Source organism: Staphylococcus chromogenes (genome assembly GCF_029024625.1).
In the GTDB taxonomy this organism is placed as follows: domain Bacteria; phylum Bacillota; class Bacilli; order Staphylococcales; family Staphylococcaceae; genus Staphylococcus; species Staphylococcus chromogenes.
Window position 1 is genome coordinate 680,005 of record NZ_CP118953.1, and the last position, 22,172, is coordinate 702,176.

General features: G+C 36.8%; 20 protein-coding genes, 1 pseudogene and 1 riboswitch. Of the genes and pseudogenes, 16 read left to right on the plus strand and 5 right to left on the minus strand.

The genetic code is table 11. The features are described 5' to 3' along the window. The first annotated feature begins 59 nt into the window (after positions 1-59). The 3 genes from cdaA to glmM are packed head-to-tail and all read left to right on the plus strand — an operon-like array spanning position 60 to position 3,176. Complete coding sequence (gene cdaA, locus PYW36_RS03150) at positions 60-866, plus strand: diadenylate cyclase CdaA (protein ID WP_037576505.1); 807 nt, start codon at positions 60-62, stop codon at positions 864-866. Further along, positions 867-1,799 carry a CdaR family protein gene (locus PYW36_RS03155; RefSeq protein WP_103159226.1) on the plus strand — a complete coding sequence of 311 codons (933 nt, stop codon included), beginning with the start codon at positions 867-869 and terminating at the stop codon, positions 1,797-1,799. A gap of 27 nt (positions 1,800-1,826) precedes the next feature. Next, entirely contained in the window at positions 1,827-3,176 is a 1,350-nt protein-coding gene (gene glmM / locus PYW36_RS03160) for a phosphoglucosamine mutase (protein ID WP_103159227.1), read from the plus strand. Positions 3,177-3,231: 55 nt separating this feature from the next. Here glmM and PYW36_RS03165 read toward each other — a convergent pair whose 3' ends face one another. Further along, on the minus strand, positions 3,232-4,335 hold the full coding sequence (locus PYW36_RS03165; RefSeq protein ID WP_103159228.1) for a mannitol-1-phosphate 5-dehydrogenase: 1,104 nt from the start codon (positions 4,333-4,335) through the stop codon (positions 3,232-3,234). Then, a pseudogene (locus tag PYW36_RS03170) lies at positions 4,335-4,670 on the minus strand (PTS mannitol transporter subunit IIA); the annotation flags it as partial. The pseudogene PYW36_RS03170 and the gene PYW36_RS03165, both read right to left, overlap by 1 nt. A gap of 729 nt (positions 4,671-5,399) precedes the next feature. Between PYW36_RS03170 and glmS the strand changes: the two are divergent. The 3 genes from glmS (at position 5,400) to PYW36_RS03185 (ending at position 9,007) form a co-directional block, all read left to right on the plus strand. Further along, positions 5,400-7,202 (plus strand): glutamine--fructose-6-phosphate transaminase (isomerizing), encoded by a 1,803-nt coding sequence (gene glmS, locus PYW36_RS03175; protein ID WP_037576514.1) that lies wholly within the window; start codon positions 5,400-5,402, stop codon positions 7,200-7,202. A gap of 102 nt (positions 7,203-7,304) precedes the next feature. After that, a complete protein-coding gene (locus PYW36_RS03180) occupies positions 7,305-8,084 on the plus strand; it encodes an ABC transporter ATP-binding protein (RefSeq protein ID WP_103159230.1) in 780 nt (259 codons plus the stop codon). Positions 8,085-8,152: 68 nt separating this feature from the next. Beyond that, positions 8,153-9,007, plus strand: coding sequence for a Cof-type HAD-IIB family hydrolase (locus tag PYW36_RS03185; RefSeq protein ID WP_037576516.1), 855 nt, complete (start codon positions 8,153-8,155; stop codon positions 9,005-9,007). A gap of 75 nt (positions 9,008-9,082) precedes the next feature. On the opposite strand, the gene PYW36_RS03190 is transcribed toward PYW36_RS03185, so the two are convergent. Then, the gene (locus tag PYW36_RS03190) at positions 9,083-9,994 is read right to left on the minus strand and encodes a hypothetical protein (protein ID WP_037576517.1); all 912 of its coding nucleotides are present in this window, start codon (positions 9,992-9,994) and stop codon (positions 9,083-9,085) included. A gap of 240 nt (positions 9,995-10,234) precedes the next feature. On the opposite strand from PYW36_RS03190, the gene PYW36_RS03195 reads away from it, so the two are divergent. From PYW36_RS03195 to PYW36_RS03220, 6 genes are all read left to right on the plus strand, one after another. After that, positions 10,235-10,936, plus strand: coding sequence for a FadR/GntR family transcriptional regulator (locus tag PYW36_RS03195; protein ID WP_037576519.1), 702 nt, complete (start codon positions 10,235-10,237; stop codon positions 10,934-10,936). Positions 10,937-11,102: 166 nt separating this feature from the next. Further along, positions 11,103-12,041, plus strand: coding sequence for a mannose-6-phosphate isomerase, class I (manA, locus tag PYW36_RS03200; protein ID WP_103159231.1), 939 nt, complete (start codon positions 11,103-11,105; stop codon positions 12,039-12,041). 16 nt (positions 12,042-12,057) lie between these two features. Continuing rightward, positions 12,058-12,294, plus strand: a complete 237-nt coding sequence (locus PYW36_RS03205; RefSeq protein WP_037576636.1) for a hypothetical protein — start codon at positions 12,058-12,060, stop codon at positions 12,292-12,294. Positions 12,295-12,362: 68 nt separating this feature from the next. After that, complete coding sequence (locus PYW36_RS03210) at positions 12,363-13,727, plus strand: EVE domain-containing protein (protein WP_103159232.1); 1,365 nt, start codon at positions 12,363-12,365, stop codon at positions 13,725-13,727. Positions 13,728-14,091: 364 nt separating this feature from the next. Continuing rightward, on the plus strand, positions 14,092-15,519 hold the full coding sequence (nhaC, locus tag PYW36_RS03215; RefSeq protein ID WP_037576527.1) for a Na+/H+ antiporter NhaC: 1,428 nt from the start codon (positions 14,092-14,094) through the stop codon (positions 15,517-15,519). 109 nt (positions 15,520-15,628) lie between these two features. Beyond that, a complete protein-coding gene (locus PYW36_RS03220) occupies positions 15,629-16,054 on the plus strand; it encodes a thiol-disulfide oxidoreductase DCC family protein (protein ID WP_103159233.1) in 426 nt (141 codons plus the stop codon). 164 nt (positions 16,055-16,218) lie between these two features. Here the strand turns inward: PYW36_RS03220 and deoD are convergent, their stop codons facing one another. After that, positions 16,219-16,929: a purine-nucleoside phosphorylase gene (gene deoD / locus PYW36_RS03225; protein ID WP_037576533.1), complete on the minus strand. Its 711-nt coding sequence runs from the start codon at positions 16,927-16,929 to the stop codon at positions 16,219-16,221. 209 nt (positions 16,930-17,138) lie between these two features. Here deoD and PYW36_RS03230 point away from each other — a divergent pair, with 209 nt between their 5' ends. Next, positions 17,139-18,440, plus strand: a complete 1,302-nt coding sequence (locus PYW36_RS03230) for a pyrimidine-nucleoside phosphorylase (RefSeq protein ID WP_103159234.1) — start codon at positions 17,139-17,141, stop codon at positions 18,438-18,440. A gap of 6 nt (positions 18,441-18,446) precedes the next feature. Further along, entirely contained in the window at positions 18,447-18,800 is a 354-nt protein-coding gene (locus PYW36_RS03235; protein ID WP_037576538.1) for a DoxX family protein, read from the plus strand. Between the two features lie 98 nt (positions 18,801-18,898). Here PYW36_RS03235 and PYW36_RS03240 read toward each other — a convergent pair whose 3' ends face one another. Next, entirely contained in the window at positions 18,899-19,366 is a 468-nt protein-coding gene (locus PYW36_RS03240; RefSeq protein WP_037576541.1) for an S-ribosylhomocysteine lyase, read from the minus strand. A 226-nt stretch (positions 19,367-19,592) separates the two neighbouring features. Further along, a riboswitch (SAM riboswitch) is annotated at positions 19,593-19,702 on the plus strand. Between the two features lie 94 nt (positions 19,703-19,796). Here PYW36_RS03240 and PYW36_RS03245 point away from each other — a divergent pair. Then, positions 19,797-20,981, plus strand: a complete 1,185-nt coding sequence (locus tag PYW36_RS03245; protein WP_037576542.1) for a M20 family metallopeptidase — start codon at positions 19,797-19,799, stop codon at positions 20,979-20,981. Then, positions 20,982-22,163, plus strand: coding sequence for an L-aspartate--L-methionine ligase LdmS (gene ldmS / locus PYW36_RS03250; RefSeq protein WP_103159235.1), 1,182 nt, complete (start codon positions 20,982-20,984; stop codon positions 22,161-22,163). Positions 22,164-22,172 lie beyond the last annotated feature (9 nt).

The following is a 22,172-nucleotide window of genomic DNA, read 5'->3' on the forward strand; positions in this document are numbered from 1 at the left end:
AGTGGCCGCAATGCTTGCTATAATATGGATTATGGGAATAGATTACCGGAGGAGATGCTATGCAAATTTCTAACCTCTTTCAAAATTTAAGTACGCTTGAGGTCATTACAGGCATTCTAGATTTATTAATTGTATGGTATGTCATCTATCTCCTTATAACCGTATTTAAAGGAACTAAAGCAATTCAATTGTTAAAAGGGATTTTATTTATACTGGTAGGTAAAGGGATTAGTGAATATTTACAGTTAACAACGACTTCAAGACTTTTTGACTTAGTGATGCAATGGGGCTTTCTAGCCATTATTGTTATTTTTCAACCTGAGATTAGACGTGCGTTAGAACAACTTGGAAGAGGGAGTTTGTTCAAACGTTATGCGATGACATCTTCAGTTGAAGTACCTAAACTCGTTGAATCGGTGTCAAAAGCAGTCCAGTATATGGCTAAACGTCGTATTGGAGCTTTAATTGTCTTTGAAAAAGAGACAGGGTTACAAGATTACATAGAGACTGGCATTCCGATGCATTCTGATATTTCACAAGAACTACTCACAAACGTCTTTATTCCTAATACGCCATTACATGATGGGGCGATGATTATTCAAGGTGACAAAATTGCTACGGCTGCAAGTTACTTGCCTTTATCAGATAGTCCTAAAATTGCGAAAAGTTTAGGAACGAGACATCGTGCGGCTGTGGGTATTTCTGAAGTTTCTGATGCATTTACAGTTGTTGTCTCTGAAGAAACGGGCTCCATCTCCGTGACATTTGATGGTAAATTACGTAAAGATATTTCTGTTGAAGCTTTTGAAGAGTTGCTCACTGAACATTGGTTCGGATCACATTTTTCTAAGAAGGGCGTGAATTAAATGTTTGAATCAAAATGGGGACTGAGATTTTTTGCATTTATTCTCGCACTGTTGCTCTTTTTATCAGTGAATAATGTATTCGGCGAATCTTTTAGCACAGATACTATATCAAATGATGGCAATAAAACTATCAAAAACGTGCCTGTCGAAGTCATTAACAACAATAAAAATTTATATGTTTCAGGAGCGCCCGATAGTGTAGATGTAGAGTTGAGTGGACCTCAGTCTAAAATTTTACAAGCTCAAAAAGTAGAAGACTATAAGGTGACGCTCGATGTATCTGATGCAAAGACAGGGGACCAAACGGTGGACTTTCAAGTGAGAGGATTAGATAAAGATATCAATTATCGTGTCTATCCTAAAGAGGCAAATCTTTCTATAGAGAAAAAAGAAAGTAGAACAGTTACAGTTGAACCGAATACAAGCCCTTATGCTGTCGATGCCAATTATATGATTAAGGAAGAATCTGTCTCACCACGAACTGTAAAAGTAGTAGGAGGCAAAGAACAACTTGATCGGATTGCGTTTGCAAAAGCAAGCTATACAAATGATGTAGGTATTTCCGAAAAGACGACCGCGCAAGCGAAAGTGGCAGTGTTTGATAAAAATATGAATAAACTTGATGTTCAAGTTGTACCCGCTTCAGTTGATTTGAGCGTGGATGTGGAACCTTATCATAAAAAAGTAAAAGTTAAAGTAACACGTAAAGGCAATCCTCAAGAAGGCACCTCTATTTCGGATGTCAGTCTAGATAATGAGACCATTGATATTTATGGCAATCGAAATGATTTAGAAGATATTGACGAAATTACCGGTCAGGTGGATGTCAATAACGTTTCAGAAACGACAAAGAGGGAAGTTAAATTAGACTTACCACAAGGCGTAACTTATTCAAAACCATCAGCAGTGGAAGCGAATATTAAAGTAAATTAATGATGAGATATAAAGGAGAAATGAATTATGGGTAAATACTTTGGTACAGACGGTGTAAGAGGCGTTGCAAACCAAGAATTAACTCCAGAACTTGCATTTAAACTTGGGCGTTATGGTGGCTACGTCCTTGCACATAATCAACATAAAGACCACCCACGTGTATTAGTCGGAAAAGATACGCGTGTTTCAGGTGAAATGTTAGAACATGCGTTAATTGCAGGTCTTGTATCGATTGGTGCAGAAGTAATGCGATTAGGCGTCATTTCAACACCAGGTGTCGCATATTTAACAAGAGAGATGGAAGCTGAATTAGGTGTGATGATTTCAGCCTCTCACAATCCTGTGGCGGATAACGGCATTAAGTTTTTTGGGTCTGACGGATTTAAGCTTTCAGATGATCAAGAGAATGAAATAGAACAACTGTTGGATCAAGAGCATCCAGACTTACCACGTCCAACTGGAAATCAAATTGTCCATACCTCTGATTACTTTGAAGGGGCTCAAAAATATTTAAGCTATTTGAAATCGACAGTTGATGTCAACTTAGAAGGCCTCAAAATTGCACTAGATGGTGCACATGGCTCTACAGCTTCTTTAGCGCCATTCTTATTTGGTGATTTAGAAGCGGATACTGTGACAATTGGATGTAATCCAGATGGTTACAATATTAATGATGGTGTGGGTTCGACGCATCCTGAAACATTGGCAAAAACAGTTGTCGAATCAAAAGCTGATTTTGGTTTAGCTTTTGATGGTGATGGAGATCGTCTCATCGCAGTTGACGAACAAGGTCATATTGTTGACGGGGATCAAATCATGTTTATCATTGGTCAAGAAATGGCGAAAAATCGTGAATTAAATGACAATATGATTGTTTCAACAGTTATGAGTAATCTCGGTTTTTATAAAGCATTAGAGCGTGAAGGCATTGCTTCTAACAAAACAAAAGTGGGAGATCGCTATGTCGTAGAAGAAATGCGTCGTGGAAACTATAATCTAGGTGGAGAGCAATCAGGTCATATCGTCATGATGGATTATAATACTACTGGTGATGGTCTTTTAACAGGGACTCAATTAGCTGCAGTTGTGAAACGCTCAGGTAAAAAATTAAGTGAGCTAGCCGCCCAAATGCAAAAATATCCACAGTCATTAGTCAATGTACGTGTAACAGATAAACATGGTGTGGAGGACAACCAAGATGTCCAAGCGATCATGCGCGATGTTGAAGAAGAGATGAATGGCGAAGGACGTATTTTAGTACGACCTTCAGGTACTGAACCATTAGTGCGTGTGATGGTTGAAGCAAAAACTGATGAAGATGCAGAACGTTTTGCACAAACAATCGCAAACGTCGTAGAAGAAAAAATGGGATTATAATATAAAAGCAGTGAGCGTGTATAGTGCTCACTGCTTTTTCTTTATCCGTATTTAATTATAAAGCATGATAGGCTGATTCAATTTCTTGAGCGAGTGTTTTATTCACTTCGGCATGCTGCATCAAAAATGTTTGCATGCCTTCTTCTTGTAATCGCTTGTTTTTCTCAATGGTTTCAGCATCATTCTGATCTGTATAATGTAATGCATACGCTGCTAGTTGTGTTAAAGCTGTATGCGGTTCGTTTTTAGCGTGTAAAGCTTTCAATGGTTTCATAATGCGATCATTTGGGCCTAATTTACGAAGAACTCCACGGCCTACACGTGTAATATCATCAGATAAATAAGGATTTTGATAGCGTTCAATGATCGTCTCTCTATATGTTTTCATTGTGTCATTATCAAAATCAAACTGTGTAGTAATATAGTTACTTGTTTCTTCAAGTACGCGTTCTAAACCTTTAAAAATCGACGTGTCGTTAATGGCTTCTAAAATCGTTGAATGATGAAAATATTGACCCGCATAAGCAAGATAAGCATGACCAGTATTCACAGTGAGTAATTTTCGTTCAATATAAGGCGTTAAAGCTTCAACGTATTTAACCCCTTGTAATTTTTGACCATACCAAGTGTCCGCTTCGATAACCCATTCATAAAATGGTTCAACTGTCACATCAAGTATATTTTCATTATGTTGAATTGGCACAATGCGGTCTACAGCTGCATTAGAAAAATGGATGTGTGTTTCAAATGGGCCAACTTCTGCTTCTAATGCACTTTGGAGTTGATCTGTCGCATTAATCGCATTTTCACAAGCGACGACATTGACGGCAGTTTGACGTCTTTTTAACACGGGAGCCAGTGACTTAGCAATCATCGGTAAAATATTCACACCAACAGCAGTTGTAATTAGATCTGCTTCTAAAATAGCGTCCTCTAATGCATTTGCATCTTCAGTTGAATGTAAAGCAGTGACCTGCGTTACATTGTTTTTCGTTTGTGCTTCATTCGCAAGGGTGACGGTATAGGATTGTTCTTGTTTTAAGGCTTGTACGATATCGCTATTGACATCTGCAAATGTCACCTCATATCCATTGTCTGCTAATATAAAACCAATGAAACCTCGGCCAATATTTCCTGCGCCAAAATGTAAAGCTTTCATTATGCATCCGCCTCCTCAAAGACACGTCGAATCGTAGCACCATCTTTTGCATGAATAATTTTTTCAACGTTTTCTTCTTCACTAAAAGCAATCGCAATTTGAGAAAGGAGGTCAAGATGTTCGCCATCTTTACCTGCGATGCCAATAACAACTTTCACTTCTTCGCCATTCCAATCCAAACCGTCAGGAATTTGAATTAAAGATAAGCCCGAAGTGAGGACTTCATTTTTAGCCTCATCAGTTCCGTGAGGGATCGCAAGGGCATTTCCCATAAAAGTAGAAACCAATTGTTCACGCGCTTTCATAGCTTGAATATAGCTTTCAGTGACAACCCCCTTAATCGATAAAGTAAGTAACTTACTTCTTCATCGTAAGCGCTGTCATTATCGTCAGCAATGCAAACTAAATTCGGGTTTGTCACTTTGAGAATGACAAATCACAATTAACGTCGTTTTTATAGGGATTATATTTTTAGAAGAATGCGTTGAGTGAGAGAACGCGATTAATTCAAAAATAAAATTTCGCGGGGAGAGGAGGTTTAATAAAAGCAATCTACATCAAAAATGATATTCATATGCCCGAAGATTTAATATTGAAGTCAATTCATTTGATACAAATGTGTAACAATTTCAAATAAATTTTGTGTGAACGCACGAATAATTATTTGCAATATGTAAAGATGAAAGTGTAAAATAAGTTATATTGTTTTGAAAGGAGGATAGAGGGTACATCAATAAAAGCGCCAGCACAAGTGAGTGATACAACCATACTCTATATTTTAAAACAGAAAATATATGAGGGTTATTGATGTCGCTTGTAGACGAGGAGGATAGTGATCGAACTTTTTCGGCGGATGCTATCCCGGATGTGGCTCATTCGTTAGCTTATTAATTAAATCAGCAAGGTGACTTGTTGGACAAAGTTAATAAGATCGCCAACATAAAAAATAGAGATGAAAAGCGATGCTTAACTGCTCGAAAGGTGAGTCTCTCCATTAAAACAGAATGGGGACCTGATCAAAAGAGTGTTCAAAGCACCGTTATTTCAATGTGGAGGAAAAAATTATGTGCGGAATTGTAGGTTATATTGGTACACAAAATGCAAAAGAAATTTTATTACGTGGACTTGAAAAGTTAGAATATCGTGGTTATGACTCAGCAGGTATTGCGACACGCGATGAACAAGGTGTGACTGTTACTAAAGCGCAAGGTAGAATTGCTGAATTACGTAAAGAAGCTGAAAAAGCAGGTGACGGTTCAACAGGTATTGGACATACACGCTGGGCAACACACGGTGTCCCTAGTTATGAAAACTCACATCCACATCAATCATCAAGTGAACGTTTTACGTTAGTTCATAATGGTGTAATTGAAAACTATGAGGAATTAAAACAAGAATACATTCCTCATGTGGAATTGAAATCAGAAACAGATACAGAAGTTATTGTACAATTAGTTGAACATTTTTCAGAAGAAGGCTTATCTACAGAAGAAGCTTTTACTAAAGTAATTAGTTTATTACACGGTTCTTATGCACTCGGTTTATTAGATTGTGAAGATGAGAGCACAATTTACGTAGCGAAAAACAAATCTCCATTATTAGTTGGTATTGGGGATGACTTTAATGTTATTGCCTCTGATGCATTAGCGATGATTCAAGTCACAAGTGAATATAAAGAATTAAAAGACCAAGAAATCGTACTTGTGAAACGTGACAGCGTTGTGATTAAAGATTTGAACGGACAAGTGATTGAACGTGAAAGCTATACAGCTGAAATCGATGCATCTGACGCTGAAAAAGGCATTTATAGTCACTACATGTTAAAAGAAATTCACGAACAACCTGCTGTTATGCGTCGTATCATTCAAGAGTATGAAGATGAGTCAGGGAATCTAAAAATTGATCCTGAAATTGTGAAAGATGTGAGTTCAGCCGACCGTATTTATATTATTGCGGCAGGGACAAGTTACCATGCGGGTCTTGTAGGTAAAGAATTTCTCGAAAAATGGGCGGGCGTGCCTACGGAAGTTCATGTAGCTTCTGAGTTTGTTTATAACACGCCATTACTTTCTAAAAACCCATTATTTATCTACATCTCTCAATCTGGAGAAACTGCAGATAGTCGTGCAGTACTTGTTGAAACAACAAAATTAGGACACAAGTCTTTAACAATTACGAACGTAGCGGGTTCTACTTTATCTCGTGAAGCGGACCACACATTATTGTTACATGCAGGACCTGAAATTGCCGTTGCATCAACGAAAGCGTATACGGCGCAAATTGCTGTATTATCTATCCTTTCTCAAGTTGTGGCTAAAGAACATGGCCGTGAAACGAACATTGATTTATTGCCTGAATTAGCGAAAGTGACAGCTGCAATTGAAACTATCGTGGACGATGCACCAAAAATGGAACAAATTGCGACAGATTTCTTAGAAACAACACGCAATGCCTTTTTCATTGGTCGTACAATTGACTTCAATGTCAGCCTTGAAGGTGCACTTAAGTTAAAAGAAATTTCATATATTCAAGCAGAAGGATTTGCAGGCGGTGAATTAAAACACGGCACAATCGCATTAATTGAAGAAGGTACACCTGTCATTGCCCTTGCGACACAAGAAGGGGTTAACCTTTCTATTCGTGGTAACGTAAAAGAAGTTGTTGCACGTGGTGCCAACCCATGTATCATTTCAATGGAAGGACTAGAAAAAGAAGGGGATACGTATGTTATTCCTCATGTACATGAATTATTAACGCCACTCGTTTCAGTCGTTACATTACAATTAATTTCTTATTATGCAGCATTACACCGTGATTTAGATGTGGATAAACCACGAAACCTTGCTAAATCAGTGACTGTAGAATAATTCTTAAATAAAGCTTAAAGACGGCGATTTGCCGTCTTTTTTGTATGCAAAAATAGCCGATTTTGGTACGATGAGTGTAATATGTAAAAAGGTGTGGTGGCCATGTTAATTTCATTGAAGAATGTCTCAAAAACGATAGAGGGACGGGAAATACTAAAAGATATCAATTGGCAAGTCAATAAAGGCGAGCATTGGCTAGTGTATGGCTTAAATGGTGCCGGCAAAACAACATTATTAAATATTGTAAATGCTTATGAGTTTGCTACAACCGGAGAAGTGGTATTGTTTGGACATCGCCCAGGTGAAATAGGCTATTCGGCGCAAGATGTGAGAGCACAAATGGGCTACATTTCATGTGAGCTTTCTGGGAAATTTCAACCTGAAGAGACCGTCAGGGATGTGGTATTAAGCGGTTTTCGTCAAACGATAGGTTTATATCATACACCGACACAAGAAGAAATCAATCGGGCAAAAGATGTGCTTGAACAGTTAAATATAGCCGGATTTGAATCTCAATGCTTAGGTAAGTTATCTTCAGGTGAGCAACAACGCGTTTTGTTAGCACGTGCGATTATTAACCGACCTAAAGTTTTGGTGTTAGATGAACCTACAAATGGCTTAGACTTTGTAGGACGTGAACAATTTATAGATACATTAAAACGCATGTATTATCACTATCCTGAAACAGCTTTAATTTATGTCACGCACTTTATTGAAGAAATTTCAAGTGATGTTAACCAGGCGCTATTGTTAAAAGAGGGCTCCATTCATGCCAAAGGTGAAATAGAAGATGTACTCAATGGACACCACCTTTCTAAGTTATTTAATATGCCTGTTAAAGTCTATCATCACCATCATCGATACCAAATCGTGCGTTTGTAATGAGCATTGATTCATGAAGATAAACATGAAACAATATAGAAGAAAGTATTGTGGAAAGGAAAAGGATTATGAAAAACGTGAAAGCAATTTTTTTAGATATGGATGGGACATTACTGCATGAAAATAACCGTGCATCAGAAAACACTGCGTCAGTGATTACAAAACTACGAAACAAAGGTTACCGAGTGTTTCTAGCGACGGGAAGAGCTTATGAAGAAATTCATTTACTTATTCCAAAGGATCTTGAATTTGATGGAATCATCTCTTCCAATGGAACTTTAGGACATATTCATGAGCAAGTGTTGTTTGAGCATGATTTAAGTGTCACAGCGGTCGAAACAATTGTAGAACAGGCTCAAAAGTCAGGTATTTATTATGAGGTTTTTCCGTTTACAGAATCTCGTTTTGCGCTCACTAAAGATCAATCTTGGATTTTAGAACTTGTAAAAGGAGAAAAACCAAATCAAGTCGCCGAGAGTGAATGGTTGTCTCGTCATGAAGCGATAAAGGAAAAACTGACATGGCGACACGATATTCCGGATGACTTAGGCTATTCAAAAATGTACTTGTTTCACCCCGATTTAAATAAAATTGAAGCTTTTCGTAATGCCATGCATGAGCAAAGTGAAACATTAAAAATTGAAGTGTCTAATTCAACACAAAATAATGTAGAAACGATGAAATATGGCATTAATAAAGGCACTGGGATACAAGAAATGTGTCAACATTTCGATATTGACCTCTCTGAAACACTTGTGATGGGAGATAGTGATAATGACCGTACGATGTTTGAAGTAGGTGCAGTGACTGTAGCCATGAAAAATGCTAAGCCCCATATTAAAGCATTAACTGAATATGAAACAGAAGATGATAATAATGAAGACGGTGCAGCAAAGTTTTTAGAAAAACACTTGCTTACATAAAATAACAAGCTCATATTAAAGTAAAAACCAGGGCGGAATTATTCCGTCCTGGTTTTTACTATCAATATTAATCTATTATTTCACTTGTTTTTCTTGTTTTTGGCCACGTCTTACAAAATATTGAACAATGGTACCGATTATAAAGAAATAAACAAAGAAACGCAGTAAGAAGTATACAATCACAGTGATAAGTTTAATAATGTTTAACGTTTCTAATGAAAGTTGACTCACTAAATTTGATAGTAACTGCAATATTGGCAAGGCAAATAATATTAAGATAAAGTTCAAAATGAGAAGGCCAATAAAGAATGGTAAAAATGTTTTTTGTTTGTTGCGAATACCAGACCAACCTAGTTTGATGAGTTCTTTTAAAGGACGTTTTGGCTCTTCAACATAAGCGACAGTCATATTCGTAACAAATATACATACAAACCAAATGATAATACTACTAATGATTGAGATAATCACAAACCCAATCAAGATGATTGTTTGTAGTGTCCCATTACTAAGTGAAAGATCTCTTAAAGATAGTATTAACGTGCTTAATAATGATTTAAGTCCCATGCTAACAAGTGTATTTATAGCTGACATAAGTACAAGACAAAGTGTTACAAATAAACCAAGTTTAACGGCCTTCAACCAACGACCACCCGTAAATGACTTGAAAATGTCTGTAAATTTAACTGATGTATGATCATGAATCGCGTGATAAAAAGTGCGAATAGATCCAGTAAATAATGGGTAGATGAGGAAAACAAAAATGATGAGCGTAAGGACGATAAATCCTATCATCGTCAAGATAATGTTTTGAATGCTTCCTTGTCCCATCATCATTGATATTGAAGCCATTTGTATCAATTGTTGAAATGGAATAAAAATCAACATGAGTATAACGGCCATTAATAAAAAGTTGACAAAGTTCGCTAATAATAACGTCTTTCTTTGAGATTTGGAATTGTGCCAAAATAATTTTGTGAATTTAAACACCTGCGAGCACTCCTTTCAATACTTAACACATTATCAAAATATATTGGTTTTGGAAATCAATAAGGTAAAAATAAGTTATTTTTCTGGTGATTAAACTTCAAAAATAAAGATATTAACTAGAAAAGGGTCATTTCATTCGTTTTAGACCTTTTTAAAATGATATTTTGTTTCAACGATTATTGAATTTAATGGGCGACTGAGAAACTTATTTGTTAAAATAAATATGAGGTGAGATGGGGGATGAAAATTTCAAATCAAAAGATTTACGAGCAAATCGCTAATGATTTAATAGAGCAAATTGAAAAGGGACAATTACAAGAAGGGGAACGTCTTCCTTCTATACAAGCATTAGCCAAAACATACGGTGTGAGTAACGCCTCTATGCGAGAAGCATTAAATGCTTTACGTATGATAGGTTTAATCGAAATCAAACATGGTTATGGGACGTTTGTCAAACAAAAGCAGCCACAGTTATTTGATTTTAAAGATCAAGCGTTAACGCAAAAACGTGTAAAAGATATTTTAGAATTACGTGAAGCTGTTGAAGTAAAAACGGCAAGTTTGGCTTCTGAAAGACGAACTGATCAAGATTTAGTCGCCATGAAAAAAGCATTAGATGAAATGGAACACGCAATTCAAAATAATACGTCTGGTGAAGTGGCGGACTTAAATTTTCATTTAGCGATTGCTAAAGCCACGGACAACCCTTTTTTATACGAGTTACTCAACAACATTGCGGATAAGATTCAACATACAATGAAAGGAACGCGTCATATTTATTTATATAGTCGTCAAAAACGAATGGAAAAATTGTTTCATGAACATATGGAAATTTATGATGCCATCCAAAGACAAAATGAGACAGATGCTGCTCAGAAAATGACAATCCATTTACAAGAGGTGCGACAAACACTTGTCGATAATTATATTGTAGAATCATAGAAAAACAGAGGCGTGTACTAGGAATTTGAAATGTGGATGAAAGACTTAATTTCGTTGAGATGTCCTAGGCACGCGCTTTTTAATTGTGTTACAATCACTGTATAACTTAGCAAATACTTACGCGAATACATAGAAATTATAGATAAGAATGTGAGGTGACATCCCCATGCCTTTAATGTTAAAGCCGGTTTTTCAGGAACGACTTTGGGGAGGTACAAACTTAGCACAATATGGTTACGTGTTACCTAGTGACCATATCGGTGAAGTATGGGGAATATCGGCACATCCTCATGGTGCGAATGAAATTTTAAATGGCCCATATCAAGGGATGACGCTAGACGACGTTTGGGCGACGTACCCTAAACTATTTGGGGAATTTCCGACAAAGAAATTCCCATTACTAACAAAGATATTAGATGCAACACAAAAACTCTCTGTTCAAGTGCATCCAGATGATACGTACGCCTATGAATTTGAAAATGGCGAATCTGGTAAAACAGAATGTTGGTATATCTTGGATGCAAAACCAGGGGCGGAAATTATATATGGGACAAATGCAGATTCAAAAGAAACGTTAGCAAAATTACTAGATGAACGTCGTTTTGATGAGCTTTTTAAACGTGTGCCTGTCGAAGCGGGCGATTTCTTTTATGTTCCTGCAGGGACAGTCCATGGTATTGGCGAAGGTATCATGATTTTAGAGACGCAACAATCGTCAGATACGACTTATCGTATTTATGATTACGACCGCCGTGACCAAAATGGACAATTGCGTCCTTTACACATTGAAAAAAGTAAAGATGTGATTCAGTACGGAAATGAAAGTCCCAATGTCATCCCTACCACCGAAGTGATTGAAACACATAAAAGAACCACATTTGTACAAAATGAATTCTTCACGGTTGTGAAATGGGAAATAGACGGTACGTTGAATTATATGAAACCAAGAGAGTTTGTTTTAGTCTCAGTTTTAGAGGGACGCGGGGAACTTATTGTTGATGGAGAAATTTATCCTATTGAGAAAGGCCATCACTTTATTTTAACGGCAGAAGATTTGGACAATGTATTTGAAGGTGAATTTACATTAATCATCAGCTATGTCTAAGGGCGGTGTTTCGAATTTGAAAAGTGGTTTATATATTGCGCTAATATGCGGCATTCTTTCAGGTGCTGTCATATTTTTTAATGTTCCTTTATTTCCATCCCCCGTTTTTCCAGTAATCATTGGTTTAATCGGGATTATTGCTACGATATGGACATTTCCAAATCGTGAAATTAGTAGCATGTTAAAGCTTGGGGGAATTATGGTCAACTTATTCCCTGTGATAGTAGGCGTGATTACATTATTTCAAACATAAATCTGACGACTGTCTATCCATTCAAACTATTAGAACGTATTAAATAAATGAAGGAGAACCAAATCATCATGACAGCAGAAACGAACTATTTTTGGCTGAACTGTGGCTATAATCGCTGGAATCATAATGAACCTCTAGTAGGTCAAACCGCTGTATTTGAATCAGGCGCACAATTTAATCCAACACAAGGTTATCGTGCGTTTAAACAAGCTCAAATTGGAGATAAAGTTGTTTTTTATCAAGTCCAAACAGATGCGGGATTACTAGGCTGGGGCGAAATTATCAATGTCGTCACAGGCGCTCAAAATAAAATCCATGTACAATTTAAATTTAAAGAAACGTTTAAATCACTCACGACCGAATATTTAAAACGAAGTGAAGCTTTAGAGTTTCGAATGAATCATATGAAAGAATCCCTATTTAATAAAATTTCTTATGATGAATTTGAATTAATCAAAGGTTTAGGGACAGGAGATGTTTCTGTGCCGCGTTACTTTTATATGGCTGAAACAATCTCATTTGAACCCGGTGAAACTTATACGATATATACACATAATGTCAATGGAATTAAACGTAATGGCTATCATCATTATACACAACTCGAGGTAGGGGATCAGATACTCATTTACAATCGTTATAGCAATCAGTCTGTCATTGGTCGAGCAGAAGTTGCCCATCACATACATACACGACCACCAGAAGCAGGCCGCACAAATAGTACAGCGATCGAAATACGCTATATTGAAGATATTCCACCCGTCAGTCTAATGACCTTAAATAAACATCCTAAATTAAAAAATTTGTATTTCTTACAAGAAAATGCAAAACAAGCTATTGCAAGTTTAACCCCTACGCAATTTGAAGCGATTATGGAAATGAGTCAAAACGGCGGAATGAAAGGACAGTTCGAAACAGTAGGGCATTCAACAGGTGAAAGTACGGGCGATGACATTAAACCGTTCATTCTATTATTAGCAAATGATAAATCAGAAGGGTTAAAAGCAGCAGAATCCTTAGTCGAAAAAGCCAATGCGACACCGGTGATTACAACGGCGCACCCTGATTTTTCGGAAGAAATGTTGTATGGGCGTTATTTACCAAATGAAGCAAGCGCGATGTATTACCGTGAAGGATTTATCACCGAGTTGATGCCAAAAACAGAACGTCAATATCTTGTTATTGACCAGTTTGAACGATTAGACCTCGATATTTTTCAAATGTTTATCAATGTACTAGAAGGTTACGAGATGACGTTGCCACGTTATAATCGCGACGGCAGTATGGTAAAGTGGAGTTTGCGTAAAGATTCATTTTATCGTTTTAATCCTAATTGGCATATTGTAGGTGTAACCTATTTGAGTCCTCAAGAGGTTAAAGAACAATTTTCACCACAATTTTTGAAATATGCCCGTATTATTCAAGTGAAACATTAATAAAAATATAATCATTCCACTCATTTAAAAGGGAGAGATACCGAAATGTTTTAACTTTCGTATCTCTTTTTTTAATCTTTGAAAAATCGTTGCGCTCATTTAGAAAAAGCTACCTCGAAGATAACCAAATAAAATATAAATATGAAGCCTTTAAAAATGATAGATATAAAACTAATCTAAATCGTCTTGTTTAAATTGACTCTGATTTTTGAGGAAATAAATGAATCGCTCTGGCCAAAATGTATTGTTATAAATATTCTGAATTTTTATTGAAAAACGACTTGAATGGAGATATGTGCTATAGTATTATATTTTGTAAGCGTTTTCAATTTTCTGAGAACAAAACAAAGGGAGTGGCAGTAATATGAATAAGGAACAAGAAAAAAGACCAATTAATGTCTGGTTTGCCTTACTAACATTAGCAGCAATGATTGGCGCAATGCTTTACACCGTTGTCGTCTTAGAACAAGCCCCGCACATTCCACTACTTATAGGAACTTGTGTGGCCATTATCATTGCGATGTGTCATGGCTATCAATGGGAAGAAGTTGAAGAAATGATGTATAAGGGGATACGTCATGCACTTCCTGCAGTTGTCATCATCATGCTTGTCGGACTGATTATTGGAGCTTGGATTGGAAGCGGTATTGTTGCAGCTATGATCTATTACGGATTGAAACTGATTTCACCCGCTTATTTTTTAGCAGTCGTTTGTCTCATTTGTGGTATTGTAGCGTTAGCAATTGGAAGTAGTTGGTCAACGATGGCAACTGTAGGGGTAGCTTCTATGGGCATCGGTATTAGTATGGGACTTTCTCCGGGGATGGTGGCAGGTGCAGTAATTTCCGGCGCTTATTTTGGAGATAAAATGAGTCCGCTATCAGATACAACGAACTTGGCCGCTGGATTAACAAATGTGGATTTATTTGAGCATATTCGCCATATGTTTTATACGACGATACCAGGGTTAATTATTAGTTTAATTGCATTTTTTGTATTAGGACAAATGTACGGGAGCGATCATTTAAATCAAGGCCGTATTGATAAAATAATGAACGCGATTGATCAATCATTTATCATTTCACCATGGTTATTAATTGTACCACTGATTGTTATCGTTATTGTTGCTCTTAAAGTACCTGCATTACCAGCAATTGTGGTTGGTATTGTGCTCGGTTTTTTTGTACAAATTTTTGTGCAAGGAGATTCTATTACAGCAGCTGTTACAGCTTTGCAGACCGGTTATGAAATTGACTCCGGAAATCAAACGATTGATGAATTATTTAATCGTGGCGGTTTAGAATCTATGTTTTATACCATTTCTTTAACATTAGTCGCAATGACGTTCGGTGGATTACTTGAATATTCTGGTATGTTAAAAGCATTAATTTCAGTTATTTTGAAAGTGGCTAAAAATACAGGTACGTTAATTGCTTCTGTTATCATTTCTTGTTTCGGAACAAACCTGACATGTTCAGAACAATACATATCGATTATCGTTCCTTCAAGAATGTATGTATCTACATTTATTGACAAGGGATTACATCCTAAAAATTTATCGCGCGCTTTAGAAGATGGGGGAACTTTAACTTCAGTCTTTGTACCGTGGAACACTTGTGGTGTATTTATTGCGTCAACATTAAGTGTATCTGTCGTAGAGTATGCGCCTTTTGCCATATTAAACTTTATCGTTCCTATCATTTCGATTATTTATGGCTTTACCGGTTTTAAAATTATAAAACTGACTAAAGAAGAGCAAGCGTATTATAAAGCTCAAGAAAGTTTAACTTAACCCTTATTAATGAGGACTTAAACATAGTGATATATAAGACGTGAAATTTGAAAAGTGACTGAAAAGAAGTACAATGAGAGGTAAATCATACAATGAAGAGGTGAAAATATTGCCTATAGTATATTATGATGACCGATGTATTTACTGTTACAATTATGTCATTTGGTTAATCCGTCATGGACTACCACGCAATTATCAATTCGTGCCTTTGAAAAGTGCCTCTGGCGAGCAACTTCAGAAAGTCAACCCAGAAGTACTGAGTTATAATAGCGTTATTTTACAGGAAGGGACGCAGTTAACGTATCAATCGACAGCAATTATAAGACTAATTTATCAGCTGAAGGGATACAAATGGCTATCGATGCTTATTTGGTTCATTCCTAAGCCTATTCGAAATTTTGGATATCAATGGTTTGCAGAGCATCGAGATAAAATGTGGAAAACCACTTGGGCTAAAGCAACACATGAAGAACAACAATACTTTATCGGAGAACAATATGTCGATATCAAAGGATTAGCCCAACGATCAAATTAAATTGCCGTTATTATTGAAGTGTGTTAAAAGGACATGTATTAAAAAAACTTTTATGCCAGGAAGTCCTATATCGATTTCAAAAAGAAAAACAAACCTTTCAAGCTACAGAAAGGTTTGTTTTTTATATAAATAGGCCAGTGATTTATCACCGTAATCAAACGATGTTATTCAGCGATTTCTAAGGCAACTTCCATCATTTGAGTAAATGAATTTTGACGTTCTTCCGCTGTTGTTGCTTCATCTCTTAATAGGTGGTCACTTACAGTGAATATACCAAGTGCTTTTTTACCTGCTTTAATCGCATTTAAATAAAGACCTGCAGATTCCATTTCAACACCTAAAATGCCCATTTCAATCCATTTTTCATTAAAGTTTTCGTTCGCATTGTAGAAGGTATCTGACGATAAAATATTACCAACATGAGTTGTCGCACCAATTTTGTCAGCCGCTTCTTTAGCTTTAACAACTAAATCAAAGTCTGCAAGAGGGGCGAAGTTGCCAGGGAATTGGAATTGATCAACATAACTAGAATTTGTAGAAGCTCCTTGACCAATAATAATATCATACAGATTCACATTTTCTTGCATGGCCCCGCAAGAACCAATACGGATAATTGTATCAACATCAAAGAAATTATATAGTTCATAAGAGTAGATACCGATACTTGGAATACCCATACCTGAGCCCATGACAGAAACTTCTTTCCCTTTATAAGTTCCTGTGTAACCAAACATATTACGAACGTCGTTAAACTGTTCAACATTTTCTAAAAAATTTTCTGCAATAAACTTGGCGCGTAATGGGTCCCCAGGCATTAAAACGGTTTTTGCGATTTTTTTACCATTCGGTTGAATATGTGGTGTGCCTTGTGTCATCGAAAGCAACTCCTTTTATTATATTTTATCTTTTTAAAGATAACAGATTGCTGTATAAATGTCGATGGATTCTATGTTTGTCTAACTGGTGACAACGTATTTTAATCCTATGTTTTAACATAGGGGATTCATTTATTGAAATGAATGTATCGTGTATAATAGATATGGATGTATAATTATAGATTAAAAAAGAGAAGAGGGGATTTACCATGAGAATGGTGGATATGATTTCAAAAAAGCGTGACGGTCATGCCTTATCATCAGAAGAAATTAAATTTATTATTGATGGGTACACAAAAGGCGAAATTCCTGATTATCAAATGTCTAGCTTAGCGATGGCAATCTATTTCCAAGATATGACTGATGAAGAGCGTGCAGCTTTAACAATGGCAATGGTTGAATCTGGAGATAAAATTGATTTGTCTAATATTGAAGGCATTAAAGTCGATAAGCATTCTACAGGAGGCGTAGGAGATACAACGACACTCGTGTTAGCGCCACTTGTGGCAGCGCTTGGTATTCCTGTTGCTAAAATGAGTGGCCGTGGTTTAGGTCACACGGGAGGTACAATTGATAAATTAGAATCAGTAGAAGGATTTCATGTAGAAATTTCTGAAGACGAATTTATTCAATTAGTAAATGAAGCTAAAATCGCAGTGATTGGTCAAACTGGGAATTTAACGCCTGCTGATAAAAAAATCTATGCCCTTAGAGATGTCACAGGTACAGTCAATTCCATTCCTTTAATTGCGTCTTCAATCATGAGTAAAAAAATTGCAGCAGGTGCTGATGCGATTGTTTTAGACGTAAAAACAGGTAAAGGGGCGTTTATGCAAACAGTAGAAGATGCTGAAGCGCTCGCACATGCAATGGTAAAAATTGGTAATCAAGTAGGACGTCAAACGATGGCGATTATTTCTGATATGAACCAGCCATTAGGACGTGCGATTGGAAATGCACTCGAACTCAAAGAAGCGATTGATACACTTAAAGGACAAGGTCCAGAAGACTTAACAGAGCTTGTGTTAACACTTGGGGCTCAAATGGTGGTATTGGCGCAAAAAGCGGAAACGTTAGAAGATGCACGCGCACAATTGCAATCCGTGATTGATAATGGTGCGGCAGTTGAAAAATTCAAAACGTTTTTAAGTAATCAAGGTGGCGATGCTTCAGTTGTCGATGACCCTTCAAAACTTCCAACTGCGAAATATACATTTGAATTGCCAGCCAAACAGTCAGGGGTTGTCTCTGAAATGGTAGCCAATGAAATTGGGATTGCCTCAATGATGTTGGGGGCAGGTCGCCAAACAAAAGAAGATGACATTGATTTGGCTGTAGGACTTGTATTGCACAAAAAAATAGGTGACAAAGTGAGCGAAGGCGAATCTTTATTAACCATTTATGCCAACCAAGAAGATGTCGCCGCAGTGAAACAAAAATTATATGAAAACATTACAATCTCAGATTCCGCAGAAGCACCCCAATTAATTTATAAAATGATTACGGAGTAGATAAAGATGAAAACAGTACAACGTTATTTGATGGGCATTCCTTTTATAATAGTTGGACTATTACATTTTGTACATGAAGGTAAATTTAGAAAAATTGTTCCTCATTATTTGCCGTTAAGAAAAGAAGCGGTACTCATTACAGGTGTTTGTGAATTAATCATCGGGTTTGGGCTGTTATTACGCAAACCAGGTTATCTTTTTAAACATGCGATTATCGCTTTTTTATGGGCAGTTTTTCCAGCCAATATTTATATGGCCCGTCGTATTGATGACATTGAAGGGATGAATGTACCAAAACCACTTTTATATGCACGACTTCCATTACAATTTTTACTGATGAAATGGATTCGTCATTTATAACAAAAAACTAGGAATAGCGCTCATCTATAAATAGAAAGCCATCAAAATTTACCCGTAGATAAATTTTGATGGCTATTTTTCTTACGACTTAATTCATTTTAGCCTTCACCAAACACGTCATGCCATTGGTTGCGTTTGTCTAAAAATTCTCTTGCGATCGTTTGAGCGCCTTCTAAGGAATGGCTTGCCGCCCAACCGCATTGAACTTCATTACAGGCGGGTACTTCAGTTGCATTTAAAACATCTTGAATCGTTTTTTCAATAATATTTAATACGTCATCATAATCTTTGTGGTTGATGAGTGATACATAAAAGCCTGTTTGACAACCCATAGGGCTTAAGTCCACAATTTTATCAGAGTGATTACGAATATTTTCTGCCATTAAGTGTTCTAAACTGTGAAGTCCTGGCATATCCATATGTTCTTTATTGGGTTGCTTAAAGCGAATGTCGTATTTGTAAATGTCATCTCCGTTTTCACCTTGCATTTTACCTGCTAGACGTACATAAGGTGCAACAACTTTTGTATGATCTAAATTAAAACTTTCTACGTTCATTTTTGGCATCGAATTCATCCTCCTTCATTCGTTGATATCATTTTAACATAACTTCTAAAAGCCGTAATGAGTTACAAATCTTTCACTTTAAAAAAGCGTTATGCTTTAAAATAAAATGATTTCTTTCAGGCCAAATCTAAGATAAAATAGCACTACTTCCGAAAAATTGTGAAAATAATGAAAATACCATGACAAATGATCGAATTTCCGATAAAATGAGTAATAATTAAATACGAATTTATCAAGAGTGGTGGAGGGAATTGGCCCTGTGAAACCCTGCAACCTCATCGAACTTCGATAAAGGTGCTAAATCCAACAATGGTTAAGACCATTGAAAGATAAATGACACAAATGGCAATCAACGTTTGAGACGCTACTATTGATAAGTGGAAGTGTTTTATCGTTGGATGCTTTTTTTGTTTTGAAGGGAGACTTTTTAATGGTATCAGTGAGACAACGCATATTAGATTATATAGATAATCATCGGTTACATTATTTGGATATGAGTCATCAAATTCATGAAAGACCTGAAGTAGGAAATGAAGAATTATTTGCGTCGAGACTTTTAATAGACCAGTTACACGACCATGGTTTTGAGATAGAAAAAGATATTGCTGGTCATTCTACTGGGTTTATTGCGCGCTATGATAGTGGACAAGTTGGACCCACCATCAGTTATTTAGCGGAATACGATGCCTTACCTGGATTAGGACATGCGTGTGGTCATAATATTATCGGTACGTCGAGTGTACTTGCCGGCATCGCATTAAAACAAGTTATAGATGAGCTAGGAGGTTCCGTGGTTGTTTTAGGATGTCCAGCTGAAGAAGGTGGAGAAAATGGGAGTGCCAAAGCGTCTTATGTGAAAGAAGGGATTATTGATGATGTGGATGTCGCACTCATGATACATCCCGGTAACGAAACATATCCTACAATTCCAACTTTAGCTGTTGATGTTTTAGACATTAAATTTTATGGGCGCAGCGCACATGCTTCAGAAAATGCAGAAGATGCTAGAAATGCTTTAGATGCTATGCTTAGTTTCTTTAATGGTGTCGCACAGTTACGACAACATATCCATAAATCAGACCGGGTGCACGGTGTCATATTAGATGGAGGGAAAGCAGCCAATATTATTCCTGATTTTACACATGCTCGCTTTTACACACGAGCGACAACACGAAAATCTTTAGATCAACTGACAGAGCGCGTGCATCAAATCGCAAAAGGGGCTGCAATACAAACCGGATGTGACTATGAGTTTGCGCCAATTCAAAACGGGGTAAATGAATTCATCAAATCACCGCAACTTGATGCGCTGTTTGAACGTTATGCTACTGAATTAGGTGAAGAAGTCAGTCATGATGATTTTGGTTATGGCTCGACAGATACAGGAAATGTAAGCCATGTTGTACCGACGATTCACCCACATATTAAAATTGGACCACGAAGTTTAGTCGGGCACACGCATCGTTTCAGAGAAGCCGCTGCAAGCCCTATGGGGGATAAAGCTTTAATTAAAGGGGCAAAAATCATTGCATTGATGGGCGCGACACTGATTCAAGACAAAGATTTATTTAATACCATTCAAAAGGAACATCAATTATTAAGGGAGAAATTGTAAATGTTGGATGACTCAATTTTAAAACTGGGAGACTTATACGCGAAAGATGTGGTTTATACAGCACGACCTTCATACATTTCAAATCCATGGTTAGAACCCAATGAACATCAGTCTAATTTTTTAACTGGAAGAGAATTACTTATTGCCGATATGCCAGTGATTGTTCATGAAGCAAGTGTCACTGAAAAATTACGCACGTTATTTTCACATGTCAATCAGACGCTACCTGAGAATATCTATACTTTTAAAGATAAAGCAAGCTATGAAGCTTTATTACAAAATTTAACACAACAAGAACAAAAGCGTATTTACACACAATATGTTCACGGAGAAGATTTAATTGCGCCAGAACATTATGCGATGAATAAACAGGTGTTTATTGATTTAAATACCAAATCACGCATTCCAGAGTGGACAGATGGAAAATACTTGCCAAAACGACAAGTCGTCAAAATAGAAGATTTTCACGAAGCGTTAAAACACTGGGACCTCCCTCTTGTGATTAAACCAGGAGATGAACTTCCAACAGCAGGTGGTTATGGTGTTATGATTTGCTATAATCAAAGCGATTTGGAACAAGCGATTGCACGTATCGAAAATGCGAAAGCGGCCACACAAACTTTGATTATCGAACAATGTATCGAGACAGTCGACAATTATTGTGTCCAGTACGCCCTTCATCCAAAGAAAGGCATCATTTACTTAGGGGCTGCTAAACAACTGACAAACGATTACGGTTTTTACAATGGCAATGTGAATGCGATTGACGTTCCAGAGTCCGTGATTCAAGCGGGCTATGAAATTATGAAAATAGGCGTCGACAAAGGCTTCATTGGCGTCGCTGGATTTGATTTACTCGTCGATGCACAACAAAATATTTATGCGATTGATTTAAACTTTAGACATAACGGATCGACAAGTTTATTAGTTTTAGATCCTGTGCTCACCGGAAAATATCATAAATTTTACAGTTATATTTCTGGAGAAGATCAAGAGGCATTCTTTCAAACAATTGAAAAATATGTCAAAAAAGGAGTGCTTTATCCATTATCATTTTATGATGGGGAATATTTTCAACAACCTGTACCTTCGAGATTTGCAGGGATATGGCACGCCGATCATCCGGAAGAGATAGAGCGCTTAGAAGAAGCATTTAAGAAAGAAGCAAATCTTTCATCATAATGACAGCTC